The 14,771-nt window shown below is 62.7% G+C and carries 9 protein-coding genes and 2 pseudogenes; 8 read left to right on the plus strand and 3 right to left on the minus strand.

What is annotated here, in order from left to right:
- The first annotated feature begins 132 nt into the window (after positions 1 to 132).
- Both ABSY17_RS02140 and ABSY17_RS02145 read left to right on the plus strand, forming a co-directional pair.
- Positions 133 to 1,374 carry an ABC transporter substrate-binding protein gene (locus ABSY17_RS02140; protein ID WP_378941177.1) on the plus strand — a complete coding sequence of 414 codons (1,242 nt, stop codon included), beginning with the start codon at positions 133 to 135 and terminating at the stop codon, positions 1,372 to 1,374.
- Between the two features lie 100 nt (positions 1,375 to 1,474).
- Positions 1,475 to 2,230, plus strand: a complete 756-nt coding sequence (locus ABSY17_RS02145) for an enoyl-CoA hydratase/isomerase family protein (protein WP_378941179.1) — start codon at positions 1,475 to 1,477, stop codon at positions 2,228 to 2,230.
- Between the two features lie 4 nt (positions 2,231 to 2,234).
- Here the strand turns inward: ABSY17_RS02145 and ABSY17_RS02150 are convergent, their stop codons facing one another.
- On the minus strand, positions 2,235 to 3,098 hold the full coding sequence (locus tag ABSY17_RS02150; protein ID WP_378941181.1) for a MaoC/PaaZ C-terminal domain-containing protein: 864 nt from the start codon (positions 3,096 to 3,098) through the stop codon (positions 2,235 to 2,237).
- Positions 3,099 to 3,430: 332 nt separating this feature from the next.
- Positions 3,431 to 3,790 (minus strand): annotated as a pseudogene (locus ABSY17_RS02155) (transposase); the annotation flags it as partial.
- Between the two features lie 286 nt (positions 3,791 to 4,076).
- On the opposite strand from ABSY17_RS02155, the pseudogene ABSY17_RS02160 reads away from it, so the two are divergent.
- From ABSY17_RS02160 to ABSY17_RS02170, 3 genes and pseudogenes are all read left to right on the plus strand, one after another.
- Positions 4,077 to 7,261, plus strand: a pseudogene (locus ABSY17_RS02160) (molybdopterin dinucleotide binding domain-containing protein).
- Between the two features lie 384 nt (positions 7,262 to 7,645).
- A complete protein-coding gene (locus ABSY17_RS02165; protein ID WP_378941183.1) occupies positions 7,646 to 8,500 on the plus strand; it encodes a D-amino-acid transaminase in 855 nt (284 codons plus the stop codon).
- Between the two features lie 48 nt (positions 8,501 to 8,548).
- Positions 8,549 to 9,349, plus strand: coding sequence for a M55 family metallopeptidase (locus ABSY17_RS02170; protein ID WP_378941185.1), 801 nt, complete (start codon positions 8,549 to 8,551; stop codon positions 9,347 to 9,349).
- On the opposite strand, the gene ABSY17_RS02175 is transcribed toward ABSY17_RS02170, so the two are convergent.
- Positions 9,350 to 10,291 (minus strand): LysR family transcriptional regulator, encoded by a 942-nt coding sequence (locus ABSY17_RS02175; RefSeq protein WP_378941186.1) that lies wholly within the window; start codon positions 10,289 to 10,291, stop codon positions 9,350 to 9,352.
- Positions 10,292 to 10,470: 179 nt separating this feature from the next.
- Here ABSY17_RS02175 and ABSY17_RS02180 point away from each other — a divergent pair, with 179 nt between their 5' ends.
- From ABSY17_RS02180 to ABSY17_RS02190, 3 genes are all read left to right on the plus strand, one after another.
- The gene (locus ABSY17_RS02180) at positions 10,471 to 12,096 is read left to right on the plus strand and encodes an amidohydrolase (protein WP_378941187.1); all 1,626 of its coding nucleotides are present in this window, start codon (positions 10,471 to 10,473) and stop codon (positions 12,094 to 12,096) included.
- A gap of 57 nt (positions 12,097 to 12,153) precedes the next feature.
- Positions 12,154 to 13,746 carry an ABC transporter substrate-binding protein gene (locus tag ABSY17_RS02185; RefSeq protein ID WP_378941188.1) on the plus strand — a complete coding sequence of 531 codons (1,593 nt, stop codon included), beginning with the start codon at positions 12,154 to 12,156 and terminating at the stop codon, positions 13,744 to 13,746.
- 85 nt (positions 13,747 to 13,831) lie between these two features.
- Positions 13,832 to 14,767 carry an ABC transporter permease gene (locus ABSY17_RS02190; protein WP_378941189.1) on the plus strand — a complete coding sequence of 312 codons (936 nt, stop codon included), beginning with the start codon at positions 13,832 to 13,834 and terminating at the stop codon, positions 14,765 to 14,767.
- Positions 14,768 to 14,771: the final 4 nt, after the last annotated feature.

Below are 14,771 nucleotides of genomic sequence, written 5' to 3' on the forward strand. Positions count from 1 at the left end.
CTCTTGAAAAGTTGCCAATCACATACGGCCTGACCCGATTTTTGAGGAAAATGAGCATGACTTCCAATCTTCGTTTGATACGGTGCGATACCCATGCGCGGCTAAGAATACGCGTAGGTATTTGGAGGAATCATGTTGCTGAAACGTATTAGGAACACTGTCCTTTCCGGCTGCGCAATGTCGCTGCTGGCGTTGTCTTCGGCCACGGTCGCAGGCGCCGAGGAAAAGTATAGTGGCGATGCCATCAAGATCGGCATCCTGAACGACATGTCAGGTCCGTACTCCGACGCCAACGGTATCGGCGTGGTGAATGCGGTGGAACTCGCGGTCGAAGAAATGGGCGGTAGCATCGACGGCCGACCGATCCAGATTCTGAACCTCGACACGCAGTTGAAAGCGGACATTGCCTCTGCCGCGGCCCGGAAATGGCTGGATGAGGACCATGTCGACGCGCTGATGCCGACAGCCGGATCGGGCATGACAATCGCCGCGCTGGAGGTCGGAAAGGACAAGAACGTCACCGTGCTCAACGCTGGCGGTATCAGTTCGGCCCTCTCCAACGAGTCCTGCACTCCGTTGTCCTCGCACTGGACGCTGGATACCTATGCGGCAGCAAAGCTTGCTGTGAAGGCCGGTATAGAAGCGGGTGCCAAGAAATGGTTCTTCATCACCGCTGACTATTCGTTCGGGCACAATCTCGAGCGCGATGCCACGGCCAACGTGGAGCAGATGGGCGGCACTGTGGTGGGCAGCGTGCGCGCGCCGCTCGGCACTTCCGATTTCAGTTCGTTCCTCCTGCAGGCGCAAAGCTCCGGCGCCGACATCATCGCATTCGCGAATGCCGGCGGCGACACCACCAACTCGCTAAAACAGGCACATGAGTTCGGCATCACTGCCGGTGGACAGAAGATTATTGGCCTCGTCACCAGCGTGACCGACGTCGTGGCCCTTGGTCTCGACGCCGCGCAGGGATTGATGGTTGCCGAGGCTTGGTATGCGGATCGCGACGACGCCAGCCGCGAGTTCACCAAGCGCTTCCAGGCGAAGGATGGCCGAAGCCCGACTTTGACGCAGGTCGTTTCTTATGCCTCGGTGCTCCATTATCTTCGGTCCGTGAAGGAAGCGAAGACGGATGACGCAGTGGCGGTGAACGAGATGATGCGCAAGCTTCCCACCAAGGACGCATACACCATTGAGGGCAAAATTCGCGAAGAAGACGGCCGTCTCATCCCCAAGTCCCTGTACATGCTGCAGGTCAAGTCGCCGTCTGAATCGACCGGAAAGTTTGATCTCTACAAGCTGGTCAGCACGGTCAGCGGCGATGAAGCTTACAGGCCGCTATCCGAAAGCAAGTGCCCGCTCGTAAAGCACTAACACGAGGCGATGCACGGCAGCTGGTCTGCCGCAAAGGACAGGACCTCCCCGTGGCGCCGACAGGCGCCACGGCTTTTTAGCAACCAGGACGAGACGGCCCATGCTGGAAGTAAGCCTCGAAGGCACTACGCTGATTTTGACACTGAACGATGCTCGCAGGCGCAATCCGCTATCGGGAAAGCTGGCCGCGCGCTTGCTCTCGGAGCTGGACGCAGTAGTAAACCGAAACGATGTGAGGGCAGTGGTCATCACAGGGGCCGGCGGTAACTTCTGTTCCGGCGGTGACTTTGATGACATGCCGGAACGCGACCTTGCTCAGTGGCGGGATCATTTCGAAGGTCTGATGCGTTTCGTCCGTCGCATTGTGACGTATCCAAAACCAACCGTGGCAGCGGTCGAGGGTTGGGCCGCCGGCGCGGGGCTATCCCTTGCCTGCTGTTGCGACATGGTTGTGGCAGCAGAGGATGCCCGGTTCGCCTACGCGTTCGACAAGATTGGTGTGCTTCCAGACCTGGGCCTTAGCTACACCTTGCCTGTGCGGGTGGGCGTAACACGGGCCCGCCAGATCATGATCTGGGGCGAGAATCTGGATGCGGCGGCTGCCAAGGCTGATGGCATCGTCGACAGGATTGCGCCCAAGGGCCGGGCGCTGGACGAAGCGGTGAGGCTGGCAACCACCGCAGCAGCAGGGGCTCCTCTGCCCATCGCCCATATGAAGCCGTTCCTGGCTAAAGACATGGAACGTGCGCTCGCCTTTGAGGTGGCCACCGCGCCAGTGCTGTTCCGTACGGCCGATCATGCCGAAGGCAAGGCCGCCTTCTTCGAGAAGCGCGCGCCGGTTTTCACCGGCGCGTAAGTTCTCACTGGCGAAGCTCCAGCTGCCCGCCGGTCAGGACAACCAAATTGCGTTCGACGGCGAGGCAGCGGAAATTCACCCTGTTCGGACCGTCGTGCCAGATATCGGTGCGGATGGTTTCGCCCGGATATACCGGCGCCGAAAAACGCCCGCGCATCGACTTTACTGCCGCGGCATCATAGTCGCAGACGGTGGAGAGCAGCGCGTGGCAGGCTACGCCATACGTGCAAAGCCCGTGCAGGATGGGCTCCTTGAAGCCCGCCCCGGTGGCGACCTCCGGCTCGATGTGGAGCGGATTGTAATCTCCGTTCAGACGATAGAGCAGAGCCGCTTGCGGCAAGGTCGGCAGGTCGACGGAAATATCGGGCGCGCGTTCAGGCAGTTCGACAACGGGCCGACGCGGTCCGGTTGGGCCCCCAAAGCCACCGTTCGTGCGCATGAACGCCGTGGCATAGACCGACGCGACCAGCGTATCGTCAGCGCTGTCGTGGAGGTCGTTTCGCGTCGTCAGGATTGCGCCCTTGCCTTCACCTCGATCGATGATTGACTCGACCTTCATGCGTCCAGTCATGGTGGCTTCCGCCGGGAGCGGCTTGTGGAGGACTATCTCCTGTTCCCCGTGCAGGGAGTTGGCCCAGTCGATGCCGGTGTCGGGGTGGCGCACCCAGAAGCCGGGGTTGGCAATGACGGTAGCCATTGTCGGCACTGCCTGGATCCATGGCTCATAGATGTAGTTCAGCTGCTGACGCGATAGGGGATTGGTACCGAAGCCTGTGCTGAGCGCATACAGCGACGAATCCTGCCATCGATAGGCGTGACTGATCTCATCGAAATGCCAATTCAGCAGCTTGTCATAGACGATCGCCATTTGTTGAGGTCCTCCCATGGGCCTAGCATCGACGCGAACGCGTCTACAAAGCTGCTGACTACACGGCGGCTACCGGGCGCTCCAACAGAAAGAGTTCAAGCATGTGAAAAGAGGATTGTGTCCCGTCGGTTCTGTCGAATCTGAGGCAGACGGGGGGCGATTACCGGTTTTGTTGCAGCGCTGACAGGGAGCGCCAGCAGCGCCTGAATCGTAGCCAGCTACGTGGCAAGAATTGCGAACTGCTCGGCCAGGGGATGATTCGGATTGAAGGCGTGTATCGCCTGCCGCTTGCGCATCATATGGACCATCTCGCTACCGGACAGGATGATCGTCGTTTCCGGGCAAATGCGGACGGGGCTCACGCCATCGGCAACCAGGCGACCGGCGATCTGCTCCGGCGACCAATGCGCCTGCGGTCGATCGATCACGAACACGCGCAGATCGGGATGCCGCCGGAGCTTGCGCAAGCGCCGTCGCCGTTCCTTGGCGATGTCGTCGGCAATGGTGCAGTAGTAACCGCTGTATTCGGGAAACTCGGCATCTTGAAACGTGTTGCGTCGCAGCTCGCGATAGATCGTCGAGCGGTGACGGCCAAGCAGGCGTGCGATCTCGCCAACAGGGACCTTGCGTTCCTTCAGATGATGAAGTCGCCGGCGATCGGGCAGGGAAAGCTGCGCGTAGCAAAGCGACATGCGAAATATCTCCAAGGCGAAACCATTGTTTTTATTGGCATGTCGCACTTGGAAATAGAATGTACCGTGTTCCGCTGGGTGGTCCTGATGAGCGTGCAGGGCGTGCCGAAATACGGCGCCGGCCTCTATCTCTACACAATGCCGTTGGGGCCGGACGGTCTCCTTGGAATGACCGGCATCTTCGGCCTGTGCGCGGCGCGGATCGCGATCACGACTGCCGGCCTTTCGATCCTGCCCCGCAACCCGCGCCTGCAAGCCCAGGCCAACTCCCCGGTGAGGTAAGCTGATGAGCAAGAATGACGCCATCAAGAACGACGGCAAGCAGGCCGAAAACGATCAGCCCGGCATGCTCGACCGGCATCGGCTGCTTCTCAGCGGTGGCATTGCCGTCGGCGGCCTGACAGCCTTTGCCGCCGGCTACGGCCAGACCGTCACGCGCGCCGTCCAGTGACTGGCAACCGGAACGGCCGGCCAGCCGACGGCGCACGCCGTGCGCGGCAATTCGCTGAAGCCGGAAATGTCCATCAATCCGCAGACGGGTGAGTTGGTCATGGCCAGCGATCATGTCGTTTCGCCCTCCATGTGCCTTGGCTGCTGGACATGCTGCGGCATCCGCGTGCGCGTCGACCAGAAGAATGAACGCATCGTACGTGTGGCCGGAAACCCCTACCATCCGCTGGCCACGACCAGCCCCGCGGCCATGCAAAACAATGTGCGCGACGTCTATACCCGCCTTCGCGGCGACAGCGGGCTGGAAGGGCGGGCCACGGCTTGCGCTCGCGGTTCCTCCATGTTCGAGAACCAGGACAGCAAGTACCGCTTGCTGCAACCGCTCAAGCGCGTCGGCAAGCGCGGCGAAGGCAAGTGGCAGACCATCTCCTTCGAGCAGCTGATCGAGGAAGTCGTGGAGGGCGGCGACCTGTTCGGCGAAGGCCATGTCGACGGCTTCCGCGCCGTCTACGACCACCGGACCCTGATCGATCCGGACAATCCTGAATATGGCCCGCGCGCCAACCAGCTGGTGGTCACGGAGGCCGCCAACGAGGGCCGCACGTCGCTGGTTCAGCGCTTCGTCAGCCAGTCTTTCGGGACCGTTAACCTGGCCAATCACGGCTCCTATTGCGGCCAGACCTACCGCGTCGGCACGGGCGCGGCCTTCGGCGATCTGAAGGGTATGCCGCATGGCAAGCCCGACTGGCAGAATTGCCGCTTCGCCCTGTTCATCGGCACGGCGCCCGCGCAGGCGGGCAACCCGTTCCAGCGCCTCGGCCGCCAGCTTGCGCAGGCCCGTGTGCGGGCCGAGGACGACGGGTTCGAATATGTCGTGGTGACGCCGGTGCTGCCGGCGACCTCTTCGAAGGCCGTCGGGGCCGGGAGCCAGTGGATCGGCGTTAAGCCTTCCACCGACCTCGCCTTTGTCATGGCGATGATCCAGTGGATTCTCGCCAACGAGCGCCACGACGTGAAATTCCTGGCTCAGCCTTCGCCGGCGGCGATGGCCAGCGCCGGCGAGGCGAACTGGTCGAACGCCACCCATCTGCTGATCGCCGACGAAGACCATCCGCGCTTCGGCAGCTTCCTGCGGGCCGAGGAGCTGGGGCTGGCATTCGAGCCGCCCGCCGTCGCCGAAGGCGAGGAGCCGATGCCAGTCCATGTCGTTCAGGACGGCCGCGGCGAGCTGATGCCGTATCTCATCGAAACACCGGCCGACCTGTTCGTCGAGCGACATGTCGCAATCGGTGGCGAGAGCGTGCTGGTCAAGTCGTCGCTCGCCATGCTGCGCGATCATGCAAACCGCATGACTCTGGCGGAATATGCCGAGATCTGCGGCATTCCGGCTGCGACGATCGTCGACGTGGCACGACGCCTGACATCATTCGGCAAGCGCGCCGCCGTCAATTCCCATGGCGGCACCATGAACGGCAGCGGCTTCTACACTGCCTATGCCATCGCCGTGCTGAACACGCTGATTGGCAACCTCAACGTCAGGGGTGGGCTCACAATGAGCGAGGGCGCCTTCGGGCCGTTCGGCAAGGGGCCGCGCTACAACTTCGCAGCGTTTGCGGGCAAGCGGGAGGGCAAGGGCGTGGCGCTGTCTCGCCATCGCTCTATGCGCTACGAGAAGTCGAGCGAATACGCCCGCAAGAAGGAAGCGGGACAGTCGCCCTATCCGGCCAGGGCTCCATGGTATCCGGCCGCAGGCGCGCTTTCGTCGGAGCTGATCGCTTCGGCCGTCGCTGGCTATCCCTATCGGGCGAAGATCTGGCTCAACCATATCTCCAACCCGATGTATGCGCTGAACGGCTTCCGCAACACGATCGGCGAGAAGCTGCGCGACCCGAAGGTCCTGCCGCTGATCATCTCGGTCGATCCCTTCATCAACGAGACCTCTGCGCTGGCCGACTATATCGTGCCGGACACGTTGACCTATGAAAGCTGGGGCCACGCAGCGCCCTGGGGCGATGTGGTGCAGAAGGCATCGACGGTGCGCTGGCCGGTGATTAGGCCGCGCGTCGCGACCGATGCACAAGGGCGCGCCGTCGATATCGAGAACTTTCTCATCAGCGTCGCGCTGAGGCTCGGCATGCCGGGCTTCGGCGAGGGGGGATCACCGACGCCGCAGGCAATGCCCATGATCTGCTGACCAAGGAGGATTTCTACCTGCGCGGCTTCGCCAATGTTGCCTATGCTGGGGGCAATGCCGTGCCCGATGCCAGCGACGACGACATGGCGCTGACGGGGGTCGAGCGCCATCGCGATCTTCTGCTAGGCAAGCTCAAGGATGAGGAATGGCGCAAGGTCGCCTTCGTCATGTCGCGCGGCGGTCGCTTCGGCGACGAGGCGAAGTCTTGGCAGAGCGATGTGCAGAAAAACACCTACAAACCGGCGCTCACGGTCTGGAACGAGGGTCTGGCCGGGATGCGGCATGCAATGACTGGCGAAAACTTCACCGGCTGCCCAACCTACTACCCGCCACGCCTCGCCGATGGCAGTGCCGTGCGCGAGGCTTTCCCGCAGGACGAGTGGCCGTTCATGGTATCGTCGTTCAAATCGAACCTGATGAGCTCGATGTCGATCAACGTGCAGCGGCTGCGGCAGGTGCATCCGCACAATCCGGTGATCGTCAACCGGCACGATGCCGCCGAACTCGGCATAGCCAACGGTGACGCAATCGCCATCGAGACGCCGGGCGGACGGATCGAAGGCGTGGCGTTGTTGCGCGACGGCATCGTGCGCGGCGCCATCGCAATCGAGCATGGCTTTGGCCACTGGGAGATGGGCGCGCGCGCGCATGACGTCGACGGCGTCGCCACGCCGGTCGACACAGGCGCTCGCGCGGGCGTCAATATGAACCTGCTCGGCTTTTCCGACCCGACCCGACCCGATGCCGCCAATGTGTGGATCGACTGGGTATCCGGAGCCGTGGTGCGCCAGGGCCTGCCCGCTCGCCTAAGCCGTGTGGTTGGATGACAGCAATACTATCGGTCGCGACGGCCACGGCGCTTTGATCGGCTTTTGTTGACCACAAGCGCCGTGGCCGGATGCGCTTCGCAGCCTAGACTTCAACCAGCGTCAAACACATGCCCACCACGGGCCAGTGCTTCTCGGCCGTACGGTCGGCCACTGGGGCTCAGGTGAGACGTCCCGACCCAAGCGAAGTTCAAAGGTCCGCACGAACGCCACCGCATGCCAACCATCATATCCAGAGATTTCTCCGATCACCTGTCTATAGGACACGGCAAGCAAGCTCGATTCCTTTAGGCCTTTTTTGCATGGCATTTTGCCGAAATTGAATTGGTCACCTGCCGGGCGATACTTCAATTGTGGCTTCCTGACGATCACGGTGAGGACCAAATGGGCCGAATTGTATTTATCCATGGCCGTTTTCTCCCGGAGGAGGAAGCCCGGATTGGCCTGTTCGATCGCGGCTTTCTGTTCGGCGATGCGGTCTATGAGGTGACGGCGGTTATTGGTGGGCGGATGATCGACAATGATCTGCATCTTGCCAGGCTCGAACGCTCGCTTGGAGAGCTTGGCATCCCGGTTCCCCATTCCCGCACCGAGATCGAGGCCATCCAGTCGAAACTGATCGCCCTCAACGGTCTCACTGACGGCACTGTCTATCTTCAGGTCTCGCGCGGGGAAGCGGACCGTGATTTCCTTTATCCCGAAACGATGACGCCAAAACTCGTCGGCTTCACGCAGGCGAAAATGCTGACAGGCACAAAGGCCCAGCGCGAAGGCATCGCGGTTGATCTGGCTGACGATCCGCGATGGCATCGCCGCGACATCAAGACGGCTATGCTGCTCGGACAGGTCATGGCGAAGCATGCGGCCCGCGTCCGCGGCTTTGATGACGTCTGGTTGGTCGAGGCAGGCCTCGTCACCGAAGGCGCGTCCTCCACGGCCCATGTTATCACCGCCGACGGGCGCATTCTCACCCGCGCCGCCTCACAGGCGACCTTGCCGGGTTGTACGCAGCGCGCAATTGCGCGGCTCTGTGAAGCCGAGGGGCTGCGCATCGAGGAGCGGGCTTTCACGCCGGAAGAAGCACAGGGTGCGGCAGAAGCGTTCCAAACATCGGCCTCCAGTCTCGTCATGCCGGTCGTGCGCATCGGCGGCCGGGTGATCGGCGACGGCAAACCCGGCCCGAAGACGCGACGCCTCCAGTCTCTTTATCTGGAAGCGGCCGGGGTGCCGTACCAGTGAAGGCCTCCACCCCTGTCTTGCCGACCGATTGAAGGAGAACCCAATCCCATGAAAGTGTTCATCTCAGCCGATATCGAGGGCACAGCCGGCATTGCCCATTGGGACGAGGCCGAGCGCACCCATCCCGACTGGGCCGAGTTTCGTGCCCTGATGACCGCGGAAGTGGTCGCTGCCTGTGAAGGCGCGCGCGCCGCGGGTGCTACGGAAGTGGTGATCAAGGATGCGCACGACAGTGGCCGCAACCTGATCCTCGACCGGCTGCCCGACTATGTACGGATCGTGCGCGGCTGGTCCGGCCACCCTGATGTCATGATGTTCGGGCTGGATGAGAGTTTTGCTGCGGCAATCTACACGGGCTATCATTCCAAGGCGGGCAGCGAGGCCAATCCGCTCGCCCATACCTCCAATATGCGTATTTCGCGGTTGCTGCTTAACGGCGAGGTCGCGTCCGAATTCACAGTCAATGCGCTGTGCGCGGCAGGCTACGGCGTGCCTTCCGTTTTCCTTGCCGGCGACGAAGGCATTTGCGCGGAGGCGCGCGCGATGGTGCCGGGCCTCGCGACCGTCGAGACGCTCGACGGCAAGGGCCGCGCGTCGACGTCCATCTCGCCCGCCTGGTCGCGGCGCCTGATCCGCGAAGGGGTCGCAGCAGTGCTCGCGGGCGATTTCGCGCAGGCGTTGCCCGCGAAAGCTGAGCACTACGAGTTGGTCATCGAGTTCAACAATCCGACCGATGCCTATCGCGCCGGCTGGTATCCCGGCGCCCGCGCGCACGGCCCCCGTGCAGTTGCCTTCGAACACAGGGATTTTGCAGAGATCCTGCGGGCGTTGCTCTTCCTCAAGGTCTGATCAGGCCGGCGCGCGCTCCAGGACTTGCCGCGCCGTCCGCCAAAGATCCTCGACCTTCCTGTTGCGGCTCGCGGCATGGCGATAGAGGCGGATTTCGAGGTCGAGGTTCCAGCCCTCGTCCAGGGATGCGGGCACGAGGCGGCCCGCCTCCATTTCATCGCGCGCCAAGCTTTCGGGCAGCCAGCAAACGCCCGCGCCCGTCACTGCCATATTCATTTGCCCGGCGCTGATTGTGTTTTCGTGCGTCGTACGGCGCCGGAACGGCGGGCGGCGCAGGAAAAGGCGCGACAGCGCGACCCCGAAGAAGGAATTGAAGCCGTAGCTGAGGCAGGGAATGGCTAGCCGCGGCTGCGCGACGGCGCGGTCGATGAGGTTGCGTCCCGGCTGTGCGGTGCCCGACAGCACGATCTCCGGCGAAACCAAGGGAATCAGTCGGTCATGGGCAACGGTCAGCGAGGCAAACTGCCCGCGATCAAGGAGGAACGGCACCTCCGGGTGGGCATAGGTCAGGAAGAAGTCCGCCTCGTCGTTCACGAGCGCGTCGAGGTTTGCCTCGATGCCGCCGCGGTCCGGGATGAGCGAAGTGCTGAATGCGCTGCCCGCCTTTTCCAGCGCCACTACCCACCGCGGGAAGAAAGTGACCGTCAACGTATGCAGGGCAGCGAAGCGGATGAGACCGGGCTCGTGCGAGGGGTGCAATGCCTCGCGCGCGGCATAAAATGTGCGGATGGCTTCCTGAGCGACCGGGAGGAAATTGCGCCCAGCAGGCGTGAGTTCGGCCGGCATGGTGGCGCGGCTGATCAGCGTTGCGCCGAGCCAGCTTTCCAACTGCTTGATCCTTCGGCTGAAGGCCGGCTGCGTGACGTTGCGCAAATCCGCCGCCCGCGAAAAACTGGACGTATCGGCGAGCGTCACGAAGTCCTCCAGCCACTTGATCTCCATAACCGGCTCCCCTCCCGATCCCGCTCTGAAAACGATCATAAGTTACTCAACCGAAATAAGTATGCCGATTCTGCATGAGGTGTTGCCAAAAGCGAATTGGCCAAGCCAGCCGCAACCTTTCACGTTGCGTCAGGAGGAAATAGGCGCCGGTTCGCCGGTGCCTACAGGGGGAACTGTGAATGGCATTGCGAATTGAGGCCGATCTTATCCTGCACAATGGCCGCATCTGGCGCGGCCGCGAGGAGGGCATCGGCGAAGCCCTTGCCGTGTGGCAGGGGAAGGTTCTCGCAACCGGCAGCAATGCCGATATCCTGGGCCTGAAGGGGCCGTCGACCGAGGTCATCGACCTTGAAGGCTGCTTCGCAAGCCCCGGCCTCATCGACAATCACCTGCATCTCATCGCCACCGGCATCGCCATGGGCTTCGTCGATGCGACGCCCGCAGCCGCGCCGACGCTTGCCGCCCTCATGGAGCGGATTTCCGAGCGTGCGGCGACGACGCCTGAGGGTACCTGGGTCCGCGGCCGCGGCTACGACCAGGTCAAGCTCGACACGGGCCGGCATCCGACGCGCGAGGATCTCGACCGCGCGGCGCCGGATCATCCGGTTCTGCTGACGCGGGCCTGTGGGCATGTTTCGATCGCCAACTCCCGGGCGCTTGAGCTTGCCGGCATCACAGAGGCAACGCCGGTGCCGGATGGCGGGGTGATCGGCGTCACCGACGGGCGGTTGAACGGCTTGCTTGCGGAAAACGCCCAGAACCTCGTCAAGGCCGCGATGCCCGAGGCGACGACCGAGGACCTGATCGACGGCATCGAGCGAGGGGGCAAGCACCTACTCGCCTTCGGCATCACGAGCTGCATGGATGCGGCCGTCGGCCATGTCGGTGGCTTTGCCGAAATCCAGGCCTATGAGATGGCCAAGCTCGCCGGCCGCCTGCCGGTGCGTGTCTGGCTGACGCTGCTTGGCGATCCCGGCGTCTCCATCGTCGAGGATTCCTGGCGCGCGGGGCTGCTGTCCGGCTCCGGCGACGACATGCTGCGGGTCGGCGGCGTAAAGGTCTTCCTCGATGGCTCGGCCGGCGGGCGCACCGCCTGGATGACCAAGCCCTATGAGGGCGAGCCGGACAATATCGGCGTGCAGATGCTGCCCGACGACGTGGTCTATGCGGCCGTCAAGGACTTCCACGACCGGGGCTATCAGATGGTCTGCCACGCCATCGGTGACGGGGCGATCGAGCAGCTCATCACGGCCTACGAGAGGGCTCTGGCCGACAATCCCGACCCGGATCGCCGCCACCGCATCGAGCATTGCGGCTTTTCCACCCCGCAACAGCATGAGCGCATGAAGGCGGCGGGTGTCCTGCCGGCACCGCAGATGGCCTTCATCCACGATTTCGGTGACAGCTACATTGCCGTGCTCGGGGAGGAGCGCGGCCGGCCGTCCTACCCGATCGGTACCTGGATGCGCCTTGGCCTGAAGCCCTCGACGGGGTCGGATTCGCCGGTCTGCTCGCCCGATCCGTTCCCGAACCTGCACGCCATGATCACGCGCCAGACCGGCAAGGGCACGGTGATGGAGGCCTCCGAAAAGTTGAGCCGCGAGGAGGCGCTGCAGGCCTTCACCGAATACGGTGCCTATTCCCAGAAGGCCGAAGCGGTGAAGGGCCGGCTCGTACCCGGCCAATGGGCTGATATCGCCGTCTTCGACAACGATCTATTGGAGGCCCCAACCGATACCATTCTATCAGGCACGCGCTGCCTGCTGACCCTGCTTGCAGGCCGCATCGTGCATGATGCGCGCTGAACGCCTGCCGGACTGAATACGAAATGATGCCGAAAACGGCACGAGAGGGAGAACGAAATGTTGAAAAGACTGACACTGGCCGCAATGCTCAGCCTCGGCGTGGCTACCGGGGCGCTGGCCGCGGGTGAACGCCACGGCGGAACGCTCGTCTTCACTGCGCCCTACGGCTCGAGCTTCGCGACGCTCGACGTCCAATCCAGCCCCAATACGCAGGAAGAGTTCATCACCCAGGCCATCCAGCGTGCGCTCTACAGTTGGGATTCCATCCAGAACAAGCCGGTGCTGGAGCTGGCGGATTCGGAAGACGTCTCCGACGATGGCACGACCCATACCTATCATCTGCGCAAGAATGCCGTGTTCCACAACGGCAAGCCGCTGACGGCCGACGACTTCATCTACAGCTACAAGCGCATCGCCAATCCGAAGAATGCCTTCCCTGGCGCCAGCTACATCGCGAACATCAAGGGCGCGGACGACTATATCGCTGGCAAGGCCGATGAAATTTCTGGCCTCAAGAAGATCGACGATCACACGCTCGAGATCACCTACAAAGGGCCGATCAATCCCGGCTTCCCGCTGATGCAGAACACGACGGTCATCTATCCGTCGAATGTCGAGGACGAGTCGAGCTTCGGCAAGAACCCTGTCGGTCTCGGCGCTTTCGTGTTCAAGGAGCACGTGCCCGGCTCGCAGGTCGTCGTCGAGAAGTTCGACAAGTACTACGAGGAAGGCAAGCCCTATCTCGACCGCATCAACATCGTGCTGATGGCGGAAGACGCCGCGCGTGACGTCGCCTTCCGCAACAAGGAAATCGACGTCTCGGTCCTCGGCCCGACCCAGTACCAGGCCTATCAGGGCGAGGAGGCGCTGAAGGATCACCTGCTCGAGGTTGCCGAGGTCTATACCCGCAACATCGGCTTCAATCCCGCCTTCGAACCCTTCAAGGACAAGCGGGTCCGCCAGGCGATCAACCATGCCATCAACGCGCCGCTGATCATCGAGCGCCTCGTCAAGAACAAGGCCTATCCGGCTTCCGGCTGGCTGCCGATCTCCTCGCCGGCCTTCGACAAGGACAAGGCGCCCTATGCATACGATCCGGAAAAGGCCAAGGCGCTGCTGGCGGAAGCCGGCTATGCCGATGGTTTCGAATTCGAAGTCACGGCGAGCCCGAACGAAAGCTGGGGCGTGCCGATCGTGGAAGCCATCCTGCCGATGCTGAAGAAGGTCGGCATCACCGTGAAGCCGAAGCCGGTCGAAAGCTCCGCGCTCGGAGAGGCAGTGTCGTCCAACAACTTCCAGGCCTTCATCTGGTCGAACCTTTCCGGTCCAGATCCGCTGAACGCCCTGCGCTGCTACCACTCGAAGACTGCGCAGTCGGCCTGCAACTACCCGAGCTATTCGAGCCCGGAATTCGACAAGCTCTATGAGGCCGCCCAGCAGGAACGCGACCCGGCCAAGCAGAACGACCTCCTGCGGCAGGCCAACAACATCGTGCAGGACGACGCGCCGGTCTGGTTCTTCAACTACAACAAGGCCGTCATGGCCTACCAGCCGTGGATCCACGGCCTCGTTCCGAACGCGACGGAACTGGCAGTCCAGCCTTATGACGAGATCTGGATCGACGAGAACGCTCCGGACTCGCGCAAATAAGCCTTGAGGGGTTCGGGGGCGGCGTCTTCACGCCGCCCCCGCATTGATTGTCGCGCCCGCAAGGGCGGCCAACACGGAACCACTCATGCTTCGTTTCACCCTGCGCCGCATCCTGCAGGTCATCCCCACGGTCATCGTGGTGGCGCTGCTCATCTTCGTCATCTTCTCCGTGGTGCCCGGCACCTTCGCTGCGAGCCTCTTTGCCGACGGCAAGCGCGCCGCCGACCCACAGATGATCGCTCGCCTCAACGAGGAATTCGGGCTGAACAAGCCGCTCATCGAGCGCTTCGTGACCTATGTCACCGACCTCGCGCAATTCGACCTCGGCACCTCCTTCCGCACCCGCCAGCCGGTGATCGACCTGATCAACGACCGCATGTGGGCCTCGTTGAAGCTGGCAATCGCCGCCATGGTCTTCGCCCTCGCCGTCGGCGTGCCGCTCGGCTTCCTCGCAGCACTCCGGCCCGGCTCGGTGCTCGACACGGTAACGATGATCGGCGCGGTCTCCGGCCTCTCCATTCCGCAGTTCTGGCTGGGCCTGCTGATGATGTATCTTTTCGCCCTGCAACTGAACTGGCTGCCGAGTTTCGGCTACGGCGACGGATCGTTCCGCAATCTCATCCTGCCCGCCGTCACGCTGGGCGTCACGCCGCTTGCGCTTCTGGCGCGGACCACGCGGGCGGGGGTGCTCGACGTGCTGAACGCTGACTTCATCCGCACCGCCCATTCCAAAGGCATGAGCGAGACCAAGGTGGTGCGCTGGCATGTGGCGCGCAATGCTCTGGTGCTGATCGTCACCACCGTCGGGCTTCAATTCGGCTCGCTGATCGGCCAGGCCGTCGTCATCGAAAAACTCTTCGCCTGGCCTGGTATCGGCTCACTTCTCGTGGACAGCGTCGCGATCCGCGACATTCCCGTGGTGCAGGGCACGATCCTCGTCATCGTGCTGTGGTTCCTTGTCATCAACACTGCCGTCGATCTGATCTATGCCGCGATCGATCCGCGCATAAAGCAGGAGTGACGGG

This window comes from Mesorhizobium sp. ANAO-SY3R2, assembly GCF_042466635.1.
Classification (GTDB): Bacteria; Pseudomonadota; Alphaproteobacteria; order Rhizobiales; family Rhizobiaceae; genus Aminobacter.